Raw genomic sequence first — 19,070 nt, 5'->3', positions numbered from 1 at the left:
TCAAAAATGCCTTGCCAGTGTTTTATTTTTTGCTGTTTATTCATAATTACCTCAGGTTAATATGCTGAGTAAATTATGCATAGGTAGCATTAATATTGGTATGTGGGTTTAATTGCGCGCTTACATTTGCTTGATAGCAGCCATGCCTCATGTTTTATTAATTACAGTTGTTTTAGGCACTCTAATTAATAAGCTCACAAAAAATCCATCAGTTGATAAATCAGCGCCAAAAAATAATACGGGGTCTTCTAAAAGTATATATTCTCATGCTGAAGATGGTAATAACTCTACTAAGATACCTACTTTAGATCGTTTGGTAAATTTTGCTGAATCTTTTGATGAAAAGGCAGCAAAGTTTGAGAAAGATGCCGAGACTTCTAAGAGGAGAGCTCAGGGAGAGATCTATAAGTTAGAGTTAGAGGCTTTGAGGGCTAGGGCAAAAGCGTTTAGAGTAAACGTACCTGAAAGCAAGGAAAAACCTAAGCAGGTTAGGCCACAACCTAAGAAAGATGGGCTACTTCATAAAATAGCCTGTGATAAAAATAGTCAGAATGATCATGTTGAAAGAGGCGAGGGCCCAGATACCCATAGTGCTTCTACTGTTAGAAAAGAAGCAGGAGAATTAACCTATAATTTTAATCTTCATGGTGAGCTTCACAAGTTAAATATCGCAAAAAATGATGAGCTGTCAAAGCTTGACAGTGTAGGGAAAGAAAACAGGTTCGCTATTAATCCTCAAGGCGATTCTTCGGATCTACTGCAACAAAAAAAACACCAGAGAGTACAACTTGCTAAAAGTAAACATTATATTAATACCAAATATAAATTAAGGCAGACAATACTAAAGCATAAAAAAAATGTTGAAGCTAAGAATGAAAAAGAGCAAGTAGTTACAGACTTACTATCTACAACAATGCTATGCAAAGCTAATGGAATAAAAAGCACATCTGATTTTTTTAAATACCTAATCGAATACGAGCTACTTTTTTTTAAAGATAAGAAATATCACTTAACTGATAAGGGAAAGCTGTTTGGTGGTAGGTATCGAACAAATAGCAAAGGTGATCGATGGGTTGTGTGGTCATGTGATAACCTTCATACTGTGCTCTATAATTTCAAACGTCCTTTGTTTGATCGATTAAACATTAACTATTTAATGCACATTACACATACTGCCAATCTCCCAGGCATACTCTCTAAAGGCTTATTGCCTCACAATAATAAAGCACAAAAAGTTGATATCAGTAATAGTTTAGTAAATGCAAGAAGAGCAAAAAAAGAGCCTATACATAAACACTCAATACATGACTACGTACCTTTTTATTTTAACGTTAGAAATGCGATGCTATTCCAGGTTCAAAAAGAGTTTGGAGCAGAAGTTATTATTTTATCTTTTTATAAGGAAGCTATAGCATCTCCCAAAGCTATTTTTTCGAACGGTAATGCTTCTACCATAGCTTCTACATTTACACCATATATACAAGAATTAGCCTCATTTAATTGGAGTGCAATTTTTAGTTCGAGTTGGAAGGTAAATGGGCTTGTAGATTTAGACCTAAAATCAAAAATGATGAGTGAATGTTTGATTTATGAAAAGGTCGCTATTGATAAGCTTCATTGTATTTACTGTCAGGATATAGAAGTACAGCAGCGCATAATAAAAGTATGCGAAGACAAAAAAATACATATCAACGTTGCTGTTGATCCCATGCTTTTTTTCTAATAGTAAAAAACATAAAAAATTAAGGCCTAAAATATGGGTGTTGAAGTAATAAATGGAAATATATTCAATTCTAAATGCAATTACCTAGTAAACCCTGTTAACTGTGATGGTGTTATGGGGGCTGGGTTAGCTCTAGAATTTAAATTACGCTATCCAGACATGTTTATAAAATATGAAGCTTTATGTGATGCAAAAAAACTAGATATAGGGCTCCTGTGGATATATAAATCAGAGCTTAAATCGGTTTTAAATTTTCCGACTAAGTTGAGCTGGAAATACCCGTCAAAAGAGTCATACCTTCACCAAGGCCTTAAAAAATTTGTAGATACCTATGAAAGTAGAAATATAAAATCGATAGCTTTTCCTATTTTGGGTGGGGGACGAGGCGGGATAGATGGCAAAGTTAGTCTTGCTATTATGCAGTCATACCTATCAGACCTTAATATTGATGTTGAAATTTATGACTATTCAGTAACGGCTAATGATGATTTGTACGTTGAGTTCGCTAAAAAAATAACCCCTTTATCAAGTGAACAAATATCCGCTGAGAGTGGAGTCAAAATTATTTATATAGAAAGGATTTTAGAAGCAATTAAGGAAGGCCGTATATATCAATTAAATCAGCTTTTATCGATACAAGGTGTTGGAATCAAAACAGTTGAAAAAATATTTTCATATAGCCAAAAGTTAGATAATCATGTGCAGCAGAATGATTTATTTTTATAATAACGAAGTTGCCACAATTTTTGATTCGCATGTAAGTGAAGGATGCCTAGATCTTTGTTGTTTGGAATAAAGTAAAAACAAGAAGACTGGCTAAATTTAAAAGCACAAACAGCTTAAAACTATTTTAAAGGGAAGCGCGATGCTTCCCTTTTGTGCCGTGCTTTGGCTAGGCTTTGAATATCAGATTAACTTACTTAGGTTACCCTTCGAAATACTTTGAAAATTGAAATAGGCCCTGAGTGTTTAGACGAATTTGCACTTAATAATGTTAGTTACCATGTTTGGTCTTACTAGAAAGGGCTGTTTTCTGATTAAATTGTTACTTGTGGCTTAGCCTAATCTGAGTCAATAAGTAGTCATAGTTTTTTAAAATAACTATCTTTAATATAAATTCAAGGATGAAAATGAAGTCTGTTTTTAATACTGTTGATATTTTATTTGGGCATTTTGCTCGTGGTTTTATAATTGTTTTTCTTTATTTGGCCTTAAGCTTAATCGCTGCTTTTAACTTGATATCTATTCCTCTTTATTTTTTTGAGTATGATGCCGGCTTATCTGATTTAGATCTGAGTGAAGTCGGACTTTTCATTATATTTGCAGCCTCAGTATGGCGGTTTTTCGCGCGTTGTTTTGCTTTGAACTGGACTAAATGGAAAGCACTTAAACGCTTTGTATTTGTTATTGCTTTTGCTGAGCTATTTCTTTCGTTATTTTTTACATTCTATTTAATAATTGAATTAATCGACCAAGGTGTACTGGGGGTCGCTATATTAAATAGATATGCTGATATTCAAACCTTTCTTTCTATTTTTATTACAATTATTGCAATTTATGCGAGTACGCCTTTGCCCAATTTTTTTAAAAATAAAGATGATGCAGCCAGCAACTTGCCTGACAATGAATCAAATAATGATCAACCAGAAGCGATGAGCTAAGTTTACAAATGTTTGGAAGTAGAACAATGGAAAAATTAATTTTAAGTTTAGTTACCTTAGCGCTTTTTTTTAGTACGGCCCGCCTTGAGGCAAAAGAGCAAGTATTCCAACCGGATGACTCTGTATTTTTGCAATCATCTTGCACAGAGGTGATTGAGATATTTGACCGAAAACAAGAGCCTGGGAAGTATGCTGCTCTTCATACTTCTGTATCAGAGGCTATGCGTGCTGGCTACTGTATAGGCGTATTACAACAATATATTAAGAGCTCACCGTCGTGTAAAAAAAGATATGGATATTATAAAAAGAGTAATTGGTTCGACTTAGCACAAACAATTGCGAATATGTCATTTGGTGCAGAGCAACTAGAAAGGCTTAAAGCGAGTCATTTACTTGAGGCGGCTTACTGTAATGGCTAGTGGTATGACCGTTCCTGATGCTATTCGCTTCTTATTTGGGATCGATGTTGCCAAAGAAAGTACATATTTAAAAGACAAAGCAAATTCTCTTGTCCGTAATAAGCTTATTAAAGTTGAAACTGAGCTAAGGGTTCAAAGAGCAACAAAGCGTTTGGCGGATGGGCAGCTAGATGTGCTATTTAATGCTTTACTACTCAATGCAATTTTTCATGATCCCAAAGACGTAAAAAGAATATTTGAAGATAAGGACTTTAGATACCATTGTGCTGTGATTGTTAGTCAGTTGTTTGGTGAAAGTAATTCATTATTGGGCATTGCTCTGAGTAAAACAACTGCTGCTGAATTTGCGGATGCGCTTGCTAGTGATTGTGACTTGCGCAAAAAGAGATTACCTAACCCGTTTGCTGTAATGCCTCAACTAGCTTTAGGGAAAAATCTCAGTTTATTGCATGCATTACTTGCGCAATCTGCCCTTACCAGCTCAACAGATAACTTGCTTTTAGCTTATTTAAATAACGATATAGACAAAGCGTTAGCATTATCAAGGCAATTAGATACAAATAATCATAGTATTAAGCAATTAGTAGAGCATATAACATCTCGGCACAAGGAAGCAGAGGAGTTTGATGATTTATTAGGGTATTTCCAAAAAATGTAATTATTAAAAATAATGTTTGTTAGTGCATTGCACTAAGTGAATCTATAGCCATCAGCAATAGATGGAGATTTACATGACAAATATTAAAGAGCTTGTTATTAACTTTCACATGACCGAAGCGTGTAATTACCGTTGTGGTTATTGTTACGCTAAGTGGCAAGATAATACGTCAGCAACAGAGTTACATCATTCTTCAGAGAGTATTCAAGATTTACTGCTAATGCTAGCTGAGTACTTTTTTTCGAATAATAAAATACGACAAGAATTAGGTTATCAATCAGTAAGGATTAATTTTGCTGGTGGAGAACCTGTAATGTTAGGAGCTCGCTTTGTTAGCGCTTTATTATTTGCAAAGAGTATAGGCTTTAATACGTCACTTATTACTAACGGACATTTTTTGTCACCAGCAATGTTAAGGCGTATTGCCCCTCATTTAGATATGCTTGGTTTAAGTTTTGATACTGCAGATTATTTAATTGCTCAAAGCATTGGTCGAATAGATCGTAAAGGTGAATGGTTTTCCCCGCAAAAAGCATTAACTGTTACAGCGCTATATCGCCAGTTAAATCCTCAAGGTAAGTTGAAAGTAAATACTGTAGTTAATGCATTCAACTTCCGCGAGAATTTGAATGAAACAATTGCATTATTGCAACCCGACAAGTGGAAGCTCTTACGTGCACTACCTGTCTATAGTGATCAGTTAACTATCTCGCAAGAAAAATATGATTCTTATGTTCAAAAGCATAAAGAGCACAGTAATGTTATTGCAATTGAAGATAATTGCGATATGTGGCAATCATATTTGATGATAAATCCAGAAGGTAACTTTTACCAAAACTCGTCATCGTGTCAGGGGTTAACGCTTAGTCCTTCAATATTGGATATAGGGGTTTCTAAGGCTTTGAATCATGTGAATTTTAACGTTAAAGCATTTGCAATCCGATACCCTTCGAGCTTTCCGCAAGTTATTAAAGAGAATTTGATAACACTGGGAGAGCAATAATGAAAAAATATAGTAATGATAAAAACATCAACACGTTGGTTTGTAAGTTATTGAAGAAAAAAGGTTGGTCTTTAAAGCGTGGGCGTCATCCAAGGCTGATTGCGCCATCAGGTATCAAAATAACAGTTCCAAGCACGCCAAGTGACTTTAGAGCATATAGAAACTTTAAAATGGATATTCGACGATTGAAGGAGTTTTAGCTAACGCCGAAGCTCCATAAGTCGAATCACAATTAACTTTTTAAGGAGACATATATGTCTAACAATAATGATCATAAATCAAACCAAGGAAACAGCAATAAAGGCACTTCTGGCGTCAATGCTCCATACCAAAGAGCACAAGATAATCGAAGTAATCAGTTAAATCCGAACAACCCTAACTATAACGGTAAAAAATAGTTAAATAATTTTATTTAAGCTAAGCGCAGCGAAAGCTGCGCTTATCTTTATATTACGTAGATACTTTATATAAATTGTAGGTAAGAGATTTGAATTATAAAAAAAGAATTGAAGATGCCGTACTTAGAACTAAAAAGTTACAGCTAAAATTGTCTTCAAGCCCGTTGCCATTTAGCGAAGCTCTTAGCGACAATAAGAAACAAGAAATCTTAATTCATTGTTTTAAGGTGTTGCAATTTCATGGGTTTAAATCATCCAAAGACTTAGCAAGTAAATGTACGGATGTTCATCTAATGCTTCAGTATTTTTTAAAGAAAGATTTAAATATAGACAGCCATATTACTATTGGGGATCGGTATTGGCATGATTATATTTATTGTGAAATGTCGGATGAGAGTATTAAAAGTGAGTTAAATTCTCCTAGTTTAGATGAACCTATTAAGGCACATGTTTGGTTAACTTTAACCGATGGAACGATACTTGATTGTACTGGGGAAGCACATGCCGATTTAATATTTAGCCGAGGTAACTTTCCGCTTCATGAATGTTTACACTTATCAGCTTCTAATAAAAAGGAAGATCCAGTAGAGGGATATTATAGGCCGTATTTAATTGGCATAGATTTCCTTGAAAAAACGGGTGTTTGCAAAATACTTATACCATCGTAATTTTTATTGAAATAGGGATAACTGATTGGCTTAATCAGCTCACAACAAGCACGCGAGAAAGGGAATAACATTCCTATAGAAAGATATATAGAGTGTGGGCTGAATTGATATTTAGTTATTCATATATTTTCATAAGAATCCAAGTGCAATTTTGTAGTAGACTAACTCCCATAAACGAAAGTACAAAAGCATAGTTTTACTTTTAGTACCCACATTAGTACCCATAGGCTGCGGCCTTTAATTAAAGGTCATATAAATCAAATGAGTAGAGCAGGAATACAGTGGTTCCCTGGGCACATGAATAAAGCCCGTAACGAAATTAAAGAAATAATGCCGCAAATGGATGTGATTATTGAGGTGCTTGATGCGCGCATTCCTTATAGTAGCGAAAACCCTATGGTGGCGACGCTGCGTGAAGGTAAACCGGTAATTAAAATTTTGAATAAAGCCGATTTAGCCGATCCAAAAATGACTCAAATATGGAAAGATTACTTTGAGCAAGAAAACGGCGTAAAAGCAATTGCTTTTGGTAATGATAAAGCGGCTGAAGTACACCGTATTAATGAGCTGTGTAAAAAGTTAGTGCCTCACAAGGTGGGTGCCGATAAGCAAATTAAAGCCATGATTATGGGTATTCCTAACGTGGGTAAATCTACGTTAATTAATGTGTTAGCTGGGCGTATAGTTGCTAAAACAGGTAACGAGCCTGCGGTAACTAAAGCGCAGCAACGTATTAAGCTTGAAGACGGCATTATGCTTTACGATACGCCGGGTATGCTATGGCCAAAAGTTGAAAATGAAAACTCGGGTTACCGCTTAGGCGCAACTGGCGCAATACGCGATACAGCACTTGAGTATGAAGAAGTGGCGAGCTACACAGCTGAGTATTTAATAAAGGCGTACCCTGAGCTACTAAAAACACGCTACAAAATAGATGAACTACCAGAGAGTGACTGGGAGTTTGTTGAATTAGCGGGTAAAAAGCGTGGTTGTATTCGTGGTGGTAACCAAATAGACACTTACAAAATGTCGGAAATTTTAATTAACGAACTACGCGATGGCATTATTGGCCGCATTACTATGGAAACCCCACAAATGCGTGAGGAGGAAGAGATAATGGTTGCTGGTTTACGTGCGGCTGCGGCGGCTAAAAAGCAAGCCAAAGAAGACGAAAAGTTACAACGCCGAGCGCGAGCGCGTAAAAATCGTCGTTAATAATTAACCTGAATTTAGATAACTGAAAGTAATTTAATAGTTAAATTACAGACATAAAAAAAGCCCGTAAGGGCTTTTTTAGTTTCATATCTACCGTCACCGATATGAGCAATGTAGCAAGTAAAATAGTAGGGCGGTTACTCGTTATCAACATCAAGGGGCGTTGTGTTGAATTTACAAGTAACCATAGCAGTTAACGTGCGCTACACGTTGTTCCAGGGTCGAGAAACAAATCAGTTTATTTCGTAACAAGTTAGGATGTACTCCCTTCTTGTTGATAGTGATTATCAATTAGATTTGGGCGCGTGTCAACACTCAAATGCAAATAGTTATTATTTATTTTTATCGTGCATATTTTGAATTGTTAGCACTAAAGTGGGTGCTGTTTTTTTCTGCAAAAACACATATGCTAGTTAAATAATTATAAAAATAATTAAAAGAATAAAACTATGTTTTCTATTTGGTCGATTAGCTTAATTGCCGTGGTGTATTTAGGCATATTGTTTGCTGTTGCAGGGTGGGCCGATAAGCGTAAGGTTTTACCTTTTAAAGGCTTAACTTATGGTTTGTCGTTAGGGGTTTATTGTACCTCGTGGGCTTTTTTTGGCACTACCGCACAGGCTGCAAGTAATGGCTGGTGGCTCGCCCCTACTTATGCGGGCACTATTATATTATTTATTTTTGGTTGGCAGCTGTATTGCCGCATTGCGCATATTTGTCGGCAACAAAAACTTACCTCAATGGCCGACTTTATAGCCACTCGGTATGGACAATCATCGAGTTTGTCGGGTTTGGTGTCGCTTATTTCGGTGATTGCAATTGTGCCGTATATTTCTTTGCAGCTCAGTGCTACGGCGCAAAGTATTAACTTGCTTACCGACCGAGCACCCACGCAAAGTAATGCGGTGTGGGCCGACAGTACTTTTTATATCACCTTGCTTTTAGCTTTATTTGCTATTTTATTTGGTGCTAGGCGGTTACGCCCAAGTGAGCATAACCCAGGGCTTATCGCCAGTATTGCGTTTGAGTCGGTGGTAAAGTTACTGGCATTTATTACAGTGGGTTTATATGTTTGCTTTGCACTATTTGATAACCCAGTCGCCTTATACGAAAAAGCCTATGAGCTTAAACTACCCACCCAAGTTACCGCTACGCAAAGCCCTGTTTATGTATATGTTGCGCACACCTTACTAGGGCTTTTAGCTACGTTATGTTTGCCGCGTCAGTTTCATATGAGCTTTATTGAAAACAATAACGACAATGAACTGGCCAAAGCGCGGTGGATATTTCCACTTTATTTGCTACTAATTAATTTATTTATTTTACCTATAGCTTACGCCGGCTTGGTTTACTTTAATGGCAATGATATTGGCCACGATTCTTTTGTATTAGCATTGCCTATGGCGGCAAACAATACCCTGGTAACGTTATTGGCATTTTTAGGTGGGTTTTCGGCAGCAACCAGCATGGTGATTGTATCGTCGATTGTATTATCGGTAATGATCACTAATGATTTTATTAATCAGTTTATTTTACGTCGCTCGCAGCTTACCTCAAGTAGCCGTGGGTTAGATAAAAACAACTTATTACATGCGCGCAAAATTGTTATTGTACTCATTTTACTACTTAGTTACTTTACTCACCGAGTACTTGGAGAAACCAGCACTTTAGCCACAGTGGGCTTAATGTCGTTTACTTTAGTGGCGCAGTTTGCACCTGCCATGATAATTGGTTTGTGGTGGCGACATGCCTCTTGCAGAGGCGCGCAACTGGGTATTTTAACCGGCTTTGTTATTTGGGGTTATACCTTACTATTACCAAACTTGGCCAGTGGCCTGGGTAGCCAAAGTAGTTGGCTAACAGAAGGGCCATGGCAAATAGCTTGGCTGGCACCTACCGATTTATTGTCGCTTGGTTTGGAGAGTATTAGCCAAGCGTTATTGCTATCTTTAGGTGCAAATTGCTTAGTGTATTTATTAATGCCCTTTTTTAGCCAAGCCACTCTTGCTGAGCGATTACAAAGTAATAAATTTATTGCACAACCCCATGATTCGCGCCTAGACACTACATTGCATCCGTTGAGTTATCATGACCTGGGGGCTTTATTGCAGCGTTTTGCTGAAAAAGAGGCCAGCCAATCGTTAGTTAATCATTATTTTCCTGATGATAAAAGCCAATGGAAAAGCCCGGCTAAAGCCGAGTTAGAGTTATTGGTAGAGCGTGAAATGTCGGCAGTAATAGGCGGTGCGTCGGCACGGCTTATTTTAGACGTAGCTAAAAATGAGCAGCGCCAACCATTAGAGCAAGTGGCCGAATTTGTAGATGAAGCCAGCCAAGTACTTAAATTTAACCGCGATCTTTTACAATCCACAATTGAAAACATTCAACAAGGTATAAGTGTGGTAGATAGTGAATTGCGTTTAGTGGCGTGGAATAAAGGCTATAAACGTATGTTTACTTACCCAGACGAAGCTTTATATATTGGCCGGCCAGTAGCCGATATTATTCGCTTTAATGCGCTGCGAGGGTTATTTAATAGCGGTAATATTGCCATTGAAATAGATAAGCGCTTAGCGTATTTAAAGCAAGGCAGTGCTTATAAGTTTCAGCGTTCGCACAGCGATGGCCGAGTGTTCGAAATGCAAGGCAACCCACTGCCCGGTGGTGGCTTTGTAACTACTTATACCGATATTACCGAGTTTGTAAAACAACAAAAAGCACTAACGCTAGCCAATGTAAGCCTAGAGGAAAAAGTAGCAACTCGTACCGCTGCATTAACGCAAGCTAACCAAGAGTTATCGCAGGCAAAACAAGTAGCCGAGCAAGCTACTGTGAGCAAAACTCGCTTTTTTGCGGCGGCCAGCCATGACTTATTGCAGCCATTTAATGCCGCTAGCTTGTTTTGTTCTTTAATGAACGAAAAAGCACAAAGCTCTGAGCTAAAAGCGCTAGCACTCAATATTAAAAACTCATTGGGCAGTGCAGAAGAGCTGCTTAGCAGTATTTTAGAATTAACCAAGTTAGATTCTGGCTCATTTAAAGTGCAGGCCAGCGAGTTTGATGTTAGTAGTTTAATTGAGCCGCTACGCAACGATTATTCGGCATTAGCAGCAGAAAAAGGCCTTAAATTTATTGTAAAGCAATGCGATGTACGCATACATACAGATAAAGCACTGTTGCGGCGGGTATTACGTAATTTACTTAGTAATGCCATACGCTATACTGAGCGCGGCGAGGTACGCTTAAAAGTGTTGCTTGAAGATGACAGCCATGTGTCGTTTGTTATTGAAGATACCGGTGTGGGGATTGCCGCAAGCGATCAGCAAAGTATTTATCAAGAGTTTAAACAGCTGGGCGAAAAGCCCAATGCCGAAGGCCTAGGGTTAGGACTGTCGATCACTAAGCGTATTTGCGACTTACTGCAAATACCTTTGGTTATGGGTTCTGAGCTAGGTAAAGGAACGCAATTTACGCTCACCATGGCATGCACAGTAAGTAAAGCGGTACAACCTACTCAGCGGGTAATGCTTAACCCCGATACCGAACTAGGTCGCTTGCGTATTTGGCTGCTTGATAACGATAAAAATGTGCTTGATGCACTTAAACAACTACTGCAAAACTGGGGCTGCGAAATAGCCACGGCAACTAATTTAGCTGAGCTTGAGCAATTAAAAGCAAGCGCTGCATTACCACAACTACTTATTATTGATTATCAGCTCGATGATGGTGTAACCGGGCTTGAGGTGCTTAATAAGGCGCAGCTTACTAACTTGCCGGTAATTGTAAATACAGCAAATCATGATGAAAGCATACGTGAGCAAGTGCTTGATGCAGGTTATCCGCTATTGTATAAACCGCTAAAAGCACCGGCATTAAAGCGTATGATTAAGCGACTAACCAAGTAAGTTAACGTGTAGTGTTTGTGGGCTAGTTTACTTCTAACTTACCGACTTGCGATAGCTGGTTAAATAAAATGCCAGCTTGGGTGCGGTTATAAACGTTGAGTTTGCGTAAAATAGCAGAAACATGCTGCTTAATAGTGGTTTCTTGAATCGACATTTCAAAAGCTATTTGCTTATTCAGTAAACCGTCGGCAATCATGGCAAGTACGCGGTATTGTTGCGGGGTAAGCTTTTCGAGATTTAGGGCAAAGCTGCTTTGCTCGTCATTAACAACTACGTCGGTTAAATCAATATCTGCGGGCAGCCAAGTGTCGCCATTGAGTACATGGCCAATAGCTTCGCCTATTATATCGAGCGATGATGATTTAGGAATATAACCTGCGGCACCTAAGCTCATAGCTTGTTTTATAATGCTGGGAGTTTCGTTGGCAGAAACCATAATTACTAAAATGTCGGGGTAATGATTACGTAGTTGCGATAGCGCTTGTAGGCCATTAGCACCGGGAATGGTTAAATCTAAAAATATAAGTTCTATTTCTGGGTGTATTTTGAGTAAGGCAAACAGTCCGTCTATGTCGCTGGTTTCTTGTATATGTTCTTCAGGAACGCAGGTTGCGGCTGCTTGGCGTAATGCACTTCTAAACAACGGGTGGTCGTCGGCAATTATGGTATTCACAGCAAAAGACATTCCAAATATTCTCCAATACATTTAGTTATAAGTGATTTTGCACAGTGAAACAAGGTTTGTCTGTTGGGGATAACACAGACAAACCTTTCACATAATAAAGACTAGAAGCGGTAGCCAACAGTTAACGACACAGTACGTGGGTCGCCAAAGTAGCCAATTAAGGTATTATCACCGCCTAAACCAGGCTGGTATTTGCTTACATTCGTTGGATCACTCGGATCGGGTGCTACAAACTGGTAACCGCCAATCATGTATTCTTCATTGGTGAGGTTTTTACCATATACACCAGCGGTCCAATGGCCGTCTGCGCTGTACCAAGTAACGCCTAGATTAAGCAGTCCGTACGCGTCTTGAGTTAGTAGGCTGTCTTCTTCAAATAAGGCGTAATCACCACGGTGGTAGTAATTACCATTAACTACAAAGTCGCCCATATCTGTGTACATGCGGTACGTAGCGCCTAAGTTAAAGGTTAAGTCTGGCGTGTTTGATACGCTAAAGCGATCAGATTTATCAAAGGCTGCGCCGGTATTTGGGTCAAAATCAATTACGTTATCAAAGCTACTGTCTATATAACCAATTGAGGCATTAAAGCTTAGTGACTCAGTAGCAACATAGTTAAGCTCTATTTCTACGCCATCTGATGTTGATTCACCAATATTACCTAAACGTTGGTTTAGGTCAGATCCGCTGTCCCCTGGGAGTACCGAAATATACTGGCGGTCTTTATGATCAAGGGTAAACAAGGTTATGTTTGCGCGTAAGTTATTATTCCATTCGCTTTTCATACCAAATTCAAATGAATCAACAACTTCTGGCTTTGCTGCTGGTTCAGGCGTGGTGGCTCTTGGGTTAAATGTACCCGACTTAAAGCCTTGGGCGTAACTGGCAAAAAACATAATATCGTTACTGTATTGGTACTCAACGCCCGCTCTTGGGGTAAAGCGCGACCAATCTTCGCTATCATCTAGTACGGTAGGTACTAGTTGTCCTTCTGGGCGAACATAACCTGGGATCCAGCCCGACTCAGGGTAAACAGTGTCGAATATGAGGCCATTATTTACAATCGCTTCTTTGCTGTCTTTGGTATAACGCGCGCCTAGGGTCATTGACCATTTGTTATCAAAGTCGTAAGAGCCTTGAATATAGGCAGCTTTACTTGTTGAGTTACTACAACCACTTACTTCACGAGTTAAGCCTGGTAAGTTTAAAGATTTACCATACTCTTCTAAAATTGCTTGGAATTGACCACATGACTCGCCATCGTAGTAATACAAGCCCGACACTAATTTATAGTTATCGCCTTGATGATTTAGCTGTATTTCGTGAGTGGTTTGCTCATCTTCATATATAGCGGGTACATCAAAAATACGCTTTGAGGTGTTATCAAAGTCGATATTGGTTGGCGAGTAACCATCTCGGCTGGCGCCAACATATTTAATGCTTGTGCTGTCACTCATATCCCAACGTGCGGTAAAACTATAACCTTCAAGCTCTACTTCGTTCCAGGTAGGTAAGCTGGTGTAAGAGTCGTATACGCTGTCGGGTACTGGAGCGTCAGTGAGTATACTAGGTAGTAAACGATAGCCGCCTTTTGAGTTTGAGGTGTCTTTGGTTTTATCCCAAGCAAGTTTAAAAAATAAGTCATCTGTTGGCGTGTACTCTAGTGTAACGCGGGCTGCGGTTACATCTTTGTTGTAGTTTTCACGATCTTGATTGGTTAAATCTGAGGTTAAAAACTCACCAAAACCATCGCGGTTTAAAGTAGCAAAACCAAAGCCAACATAGAGCTTTTCATCAATAAGCGGTAGTTGCCCGGTAACTTTTAGATCTTTTTGACCATAACTACCTACCGTGCCTTTAATGTTAAGGGTTGCATCGCCATCCATTTCTTTGGTGACGTATTTAATTGCGCCGCCAATAGTGTTTTTACCATATAGCGTGCCTTGCGGGCCGCGTAGGACTTCAATTTGTTGCACGTCGAGCAAGTCAAGTACCGCGCCTTGTGGACGCGCTATGTATACGTCATCTATATAAATACCTACACCGGCTTCGTATCCCCATAGCGGATCTTGTTGGCCTACACCCCTAATAAATGCGGTAATAGTTGAGTTAGTACCACGGCTAGATTGCAGTGTAGTGTTAGGCGAAAATTGTTGTACTTCGGTCATTACACTAATACCGTTTTCAGCCAGTTCTTGTGCGCCAATAGAGGTTACTGCTACCGGTACTTCTTGTAAGTTTTCTACCGTTTTACGCGCCGTTACTTCAATGCGCTCTAGCTCGCCTTTGTTAACTTGGTTAGTTTGTTGTTCTGCTGCATAACTATTTGCACCGATCAGCGCCAATGACACAGCGAGTGTAACGGGTGCGACTTTTTTATTGAGCTTTATCATGTTGATTACCTTTTATTGTTGTGATTAATGCCAACGGAATAAATACCAGCTATTTATTTGCCTATACCTAAGTGCTGTTGTTTAAGCCTCGCCATCGCTAACTACTAAGATTGCTGCAGACCTTTACTCATTGCTCATGTCACCTGTTAACTACTTTAGAAGATTGTTACAAAAAATGAATTAGTACCATAGTGCTATACCTAGGTTAAACCCATATATAACAATGCCTGCAAGCCTAAATATAACTATGTAGTACCATAGTGCTATGTATTTAATTACAAATAAGCAACAATATAATTAACATTACTGCGATGTCACCTCATCTTTGTAATAACAATAACTTTAGGAAAGCTTATGCTGAGCATGATAGGGCTAGTAGGTGGTTTAATACTGCTGATTATTTTAACTTTGCGCGGGGTAAATTTATTTATAGCCGCACCGCTATGCGCGTTACTTGTAGCACTGAGTAGCGACATGGCAATTTTTCCTGTCACGGCCGATATTAATTTTATTAATGTTTATATGGATGGTTTTGCTAGTTTTTTAAGTGCATGGTTTTTTATGTTCTTGCTGGGATCACTATTTGGTAAGTTTATGGAAGACACCGGCGCTGCCGATAGTGTGGCCAGTTATATAGTTGGCAAATTAGGTATGAAACATGCTGTTTTAGCAATAGTGATAGCGTGTGCGGTATTAACCTATGGTGGTGTTAGTTTATTTGTAGTGGCTTTTTCGGTGTACCCGATGGCGCTTAGCTTATTTAAAGACGCAAACCTGCCACGGCGCTTTATTCCGGCTACGCTGGCTTTTGGCTCGGTTACTTTTACTATGACCTCGGCAGGATCGCCCGAAATTCAAAATTGGATCCCAATAAAATATTTAGGCACCTCACCCTATGCCGCATGGGAAGTAAGCCTAGTGGTGGCTATTTTTATGGCGACATTTGGCTATTATTGGCTCAATAAAATGATAAAAAAAGGGCTTGCCAATGGTGAGCATTTTGAAGAACGCGATGACGATCCAAGCGTGGTTGATCGTAAAAGGCCACACCCTATTACTGGGCTTATTCCGCTATTAGTGGTGCTGCTATTGTCATTCACTTTACATGATACATTACAACAAACCGCGCTTATTATTGCCCTACTAGGTGGCGTGCTGAGTATTATGGTAATTAACTTTAAGTACTTTCATGATCTGGCTGGCGCTGTAAATGTAGGAACAACCGGGGCATTAGTGGCAATAGGAAATACAGCCGCGGTGGTTGGGTTTGGTGCAGTTGCCAAAGTGTCACCAGCATTTACTGCCGCGGTTGAAGTAATGACCCATATGCCAGGTAATGAGCTAGTAGGCGCGGCCGTAGCGGTAAGTGTAATAGCGGGGCTAACGGGTTCTGCCTCAGGAGGGCAAGTTATTGCATTACCACTGGTTGCTCCAGGATATATAGATATGGGGGTTAACCCAGAGCAACTACACCGCGTGGTAGCTATTAGTTCAGGTGCGCTAGATACCTTGCCGCACAATGGTTATGTAGTTACTTTGATCCGCGCTATTTGTAAAGAAACACATCAGCGTGCTTATTGGTCTATGGCTGCGTTAACAACCGTAGTACCGCTAATTGGGGTTGCATTAGCAATTGGCTTATTTATTTTCTTTTAAGGGATAACAATGAAAACTAAATTAATAATGAGTGTACTGCTGTTAATAGTAAGCACAGTTGCTTATAGCAATGATAAAACAGCGCCTATGTTGGTTGAAAAACAACATTTTACCACTAAAAATTTTACTACTGTGTCGGGAGTTACGCTTAGCCGAGTAGACGTAGGCTGGGAGAGCTACGGTACTTTAAATAAAGCTAAAGATAATGTGGTACTAATTACGCATTATTTTTCGGGCACGTCGCATGCAGCTGGTAAATATAAAGCCGATGATGCCTTGGCGGGTTATTGGGATGCGTTAATTGGTCCAGGTAAAGCAATCGACACTAATAAATACTTTGTAATTAGCTCAGACACTTTAGTTAATGCCAATTGGCACGATCCTAATGTAATTACGACTGGCCCTGCATCAACTAATCCGGCAACAGGTAAACCGTATGGCCTTGATTTTCCGGTAGTGACCATTACAGATTTTGTTGAAGTGCAAAAACGCTTACTCGATAGTTTAGGTATTAACAAACTGCATGCCGTAATAGGTGCCTCAATGGGATCGTTTCAGGCACTGGAGTGGGCGGTACGTTATCCAGAGCAAGTAGAGCGCTTAGTACATGTAATTGGCGCAGCAACCATGGATGCATGGACTGTGTCGGCACTAGAAAAGTGGGCTATGCCAATTCGTTTAGATAAAAACTGGCAGCAAGGTAATTACTATAATAAAGAGCGCCCGCTTGCAGGGCTTACCGCTACGCTACTAAACATTACCCAAGATGCTATGCATCCGCTTATTTATAACGCTAGTTTCCCAAATTTTGAGGTGCTAGATGACGACGCACTGCAAGATATTCGTACTCTACCAAAAGTAAACCAAGTTTTAGAGGCTAGAGCATTAGCTAAAGCTAAGCTACAAGATGCAAACCATGTGTTGTACTTAGTGCGAGCATCGCAGTTATTTACCGCAGGTAGATCAGCCAATTTAACTGATGCCCTAAAAAAGGTGCAGGCAAAAACCTTATTGCTACCTGCCACTAACGATTTATTACTACGTCCCGAAAATGTCCGCAAAATGCACTCAATAATGGATGAACTAGGTAAGGAGGTTACTATTTCTGAAATTGCGGGAGGCTGGGGTCATTTAGATGGGCTATTTTCGATTACGCCTAAAGCGCAGCAAATTAGTGAGTTTTTAGCCAACTAGGAGGCCTGCATGAGCAAAACAATTTTAATAACCGGTGCAGCCAGCGGTATTGGCTTATATATAGCACAGCAATTAGCCGCAGCGGGTCATCATATTATAGTAACCGACCTAAATGCAGCGTACGCAAAAGAAGCGGCAGAAGATATTGTTACTAATGGCGGGAAAGCCCAAGGTTATGCATTAAATGTGGCCGACAGCGAGGCAATTACCGTTTTTTTTAAGCAGTTACCGCAAGCTGTTGATGTACTTATAAATAATGCCGGCATTCAGCACGTAGCAAAGCTTGAAGAATTTCCGGCTGATAAATGGCAATTTTTGCAGCAAGTAATGCTCGTTGGGCCCGCAATGATGACCCAAGCGGTATTGCCTAAAATGCGGGAACAAAATTTTGGCCGAATTATTAATATTGGCTCTATTCATGCCATGGTGGCCTCTAAATATAAGTCGGCCTATGTGGCCGCCAAACATGGCTTAATTGGCTTTAGTAAAACCATAGCGCTTGAAACAGGAGATGCCAATATAACCATTAATACCGTGTGTCCCGCGTATGTGAAAACTCCGCTAGTAGAGCAGCAAATTGCCGCACAAGCCAAAGAGCATGGTTTATCTGAGCAACAAGTTATCGATACTATTATGCTAGCACCCATGCCTAAAAAAGCCTTTATTGGTTTAGATGAAATACACCATACGGTAACCTTTTTAATGGCTGATGCGGCGCGAAACATTACCGCACAAGCTATAGCAATAGATGGCGGCTGGACCGCACAATAGGAGCTAACAATGGCAGGATTCGATAAAGTAGTAAGCAGTTACAGCGAAGCAATGGCAGGGCTTGAAGATGGCATGACAGTGATTGCCGGTGGTTTTGGTTTGTGTGGTATACCGGAGGGACTTATTGGTCAAATTAAACGCCAAGGTATTCGTAACTTAACTGTGGTGTCTAATAACTGTGGCGTAGATGGTTTTGGTTTAGGCGTGTTACTAGAGGATAAACAAATACGCAAAATGGTGGCCTCGTATGTGGGCGAAAATGCCTTATTTGAGCAGCAACTACTTAGTGGTGAGCTAGATGTAGAGCTTACTCCACAAGGTACACTGGCTGAAAAAATGCGCGCTGGTGGTGCAGGTATTCCTGCTTTTTATACCGCCACTGGAGTAGGCACGCCAGTGGCTGAGGGCAAAGAAACGCGCAATATTAATGGTCGAGACTACTTGTTAGAACACAGTATTACCGGTGACTTTGCCATTGTAAAAGCCTGGAAAGCGGATCGCTTTGGTAATTGTATTTATCGCCATACCGCGATGAACTTTAATCCTATGGCCGCCACCGCAGGTAAAATAACTGTACTCGAAGTAGAAAAAATTGTAGAGCCTGGGGAGTTAGAGCCAAGCCAAATACACACTCCCGGTATTTATATCGACCGGGTTATAAAAGGGGTGTTTGAAAAACGCATAGAAAAAGTGACCACCCAAGCAGCAAAGCAGTAAGGAG

At 39.6% G+C, this 19,070-nt stretch carries 17 protein-coding genes; 15 read left to right on the top strand and 2 right to left on the bottom strand.

The window, feature by feature from the left end; genetic code table 11:
• Positions 1–142: 142 nt before the first annotated feature.
• From H5058_RS12185 to H5058_RS12135, 11 genes are all read left to right on the top strand, one after another.
• Positions 143–1,723, top strand: coding sequence for a DUF4433 domain-containing protein (locus H5058_RS12185; RefSeq protein WP_182678428.1), 1,581 nt, complete (start codon positions 143–145; stop codon positions 1,721–1,723).
• A 33-nt stretch (positions 1,724–1,756) separates the two neighbouring features.
• A complete protein-coding gene (locus H5058_RS12180; protein WP_182678426.1) occupies positions 1,757–2,449 on the top strand; it encodes a macro domain-containing protein in 693 nt (230 codons plus the stop codon).
• A 404-nt stretch (positions 2,450–2,853) separates the two neighbouring features.
• A complete protein-coding gene (locus H5058_RS12175; protein WP_182678424.1) occupies positions 2,854–3,384 on the top strand; it encodes a hypothetical protein in 531 nt (176 codons plus the stop codon).
• 26 nt (positions 3,385–3,410) lie between these two features.
• Positions 3,411–3,803, top strand: a complete 393-nt coding sequence (locus tag H5058_RS12170; RefSeq protein ID WP_182678422.1) for a hypothetical protein — start codon at positions 3,411–3,413, stop codon at positions 3,801–3,803.
• A gap of 4 nt (positions 3,804–3,807) precedes the next feature.
• Entirely contained in the window at positions 3,808–4,461 is a 654-nt protein-coding gene (locus H5058_RS12165) for a hypothetical protein (RefSeq protein WP_182678420.1), read from the top strand.
• A gap of 73 nt (positions 4,462–4,534) precedes the next feature.
• On the top strand, positions 4,535–5,464 hold the full coding sequence (locus tag H5058_RS12160; RefSeq protein WP_182678418.1) for a viperin family antiviral radical SAM protein: 930 nt from the start codon (positions 4,535–4,537) through the stop codon (positions 5,462–5,464).
• Positions 5,464–5,664, top strand: a complete 201-nt coding sequence (locus tag H5058_RS12155; protein ID WP_182678416.1) for a hypothetical protein — start codon at positions 5,464–5,466, stop codon at positions 5,662–5,664. The genes H5058_RS12160 and H5058_RS12155 overlap by 1 nt, the downstream gene beginning before the upstream one ends.
• Positions 5,665–5,718: 54 nt before the next feature.
• Positions 5,719–5,862 (top strand): alpha-amylase, encoded by a 144-nt coding sequence (locus tag H5058_RS12150; RefSeq protein ID WP_182678414.1) that lies wholly within the window; start codon positions 5,719–5,721, stop codon positions 5,860–5,862.
• 89 nt (positions 5,863–5,951) lie between these two features.
• Entirely contained in the window at positions 5,952–6,530 is a 579-nt protein-coding gene (locus H5058_RS12145; protein ID WP_182678412.1) for a hypothetical protein, read from the top strand.
• 261 nt (positions 6,531–6,791) lie between these two features.
• Positions 6,792–7,745, top strand: coding sequence for a ribosome biogenesis GTPase YlqF (ylqF, locus tag H5058_RS12140; RefSeq protein ID WP_011329575.1), 954 nt, complete (start codon positions 6,792–6,794; stop codon positions 7,743–7,745).
• A gap of 449 nt (positions 7,746–8,194) precedes the next feature.
• Positions 8,195–11,650, top strand: a complete 3,456-nt coding sequence (locus H5058_RS12135) for a PAS-domain containing protein (protein WP_182678410.1) — start codon at positions 8,195–8,197, stop codon at positions 11,648–11,650.
• Between the two features lie 22 nt (positions 11,651–11,672).
• Here H5058_RS12135 and H5058_RS12130 read toward each other — a convergent pair whose 3' ends face one another.
• On the bottom strand, positions 11,673–12,335 hold the full coding sequence (locus H5058_RS12130) for a response regulator transcription factor (RefSeq protein ID WP_011329573.1): 663 nt from the start codon (positions 12,333–12,335) through the stop codon (positions 11,673–11,675).
• A gap of 101 nt (positions 12,336–12,436) precedes the next feature.
• Positions 12,437–14,728 carry a TonB-dependent receptor gene (locus H5058_RS12125; protein WP_182678408.1) on the bottom strand — a complete coding sequence of 764 codons (2,292 nt, stop codon included), beginning with the start codon at positions 14,726–14,728 and terminating at the stop codon, positions 12,437–12,439.
• Positions 14,729–15,082: 354 nt separating this feature from the next.
• Here H5058_RS12125 and H5058_RS12120 point away from each other — a divergent pair, with 354 nt between their 5' ends.
• Genes H5058_RS12120 through H5058_RS12105 form a run of 4 tightly spaced genes read left to right on the top strand, consistent with a single transcriptional unit; the run spans position 15,083 to position 19,066 of the window.
• Positions 15,083–16,384: a GntP family permease gene (locus H5058_RS12120; RefSeq protein ID WP_182678406.1), complete on the top strand. Its 1,302-nt coding sequence runs from the start codon at positions 15,083–15,085 to the stop codon at positions 16,382–16,384.
• 9 nt (positions 16,385–16,393) lie between these two features.
• Positions 16,394–17,578 (top strand): homoserine O-acetyltransferase, encoded by a 1,185-nt coding sequence (locus H5058_RS12115; protein ID WP_182678405.1) that lies wholly within the window; start codon positions 16,394–16,396, stop codon positions 17,576–17,578.
• A gap of 9 nt (positions 17,579–17,587) precedes the next feature.
• Positions 17,588–18,349: a 3-hydroxybutyrate dehydrogenase gene (locus tag H5058_RS12110; protein ID WP_182678403.1), complete on the top strand. Its 762-nt coding sequence runs from the start codon at positions 17,588–17,590 to the stop codon at positions 18,347–18,349.
• A gap of 9 nt (positions 18,350–18,358) precedes the next feature.
• Entirely contained in the window at positions 18,359–19,066 is a 708-nt protein-coding gene (locus H5058_RS12105) for a CoA transferase subunit A (RefSeq protein ID WP_182678401.1), read from the top strand.
• Positions 19,067–19,070: the final 4 nt, after the last annotated feature.

Source organism: Pseudoalteromonas sp. SR45-4, from assembly GCF_014163535.1.
GTDB lineage: Bacteria > Pseudomonadota > Gammaproteobacteria > Enterobacterales > Alteromonadaceae > Pseudoalteromonas > Pseudoalteromonas nigrifaciens.
The sequence above is the reverse complement of the archived record's forward strand: the minus strand, read 5'-3'. Positions and strand labels throughout refer to the sequence as shown.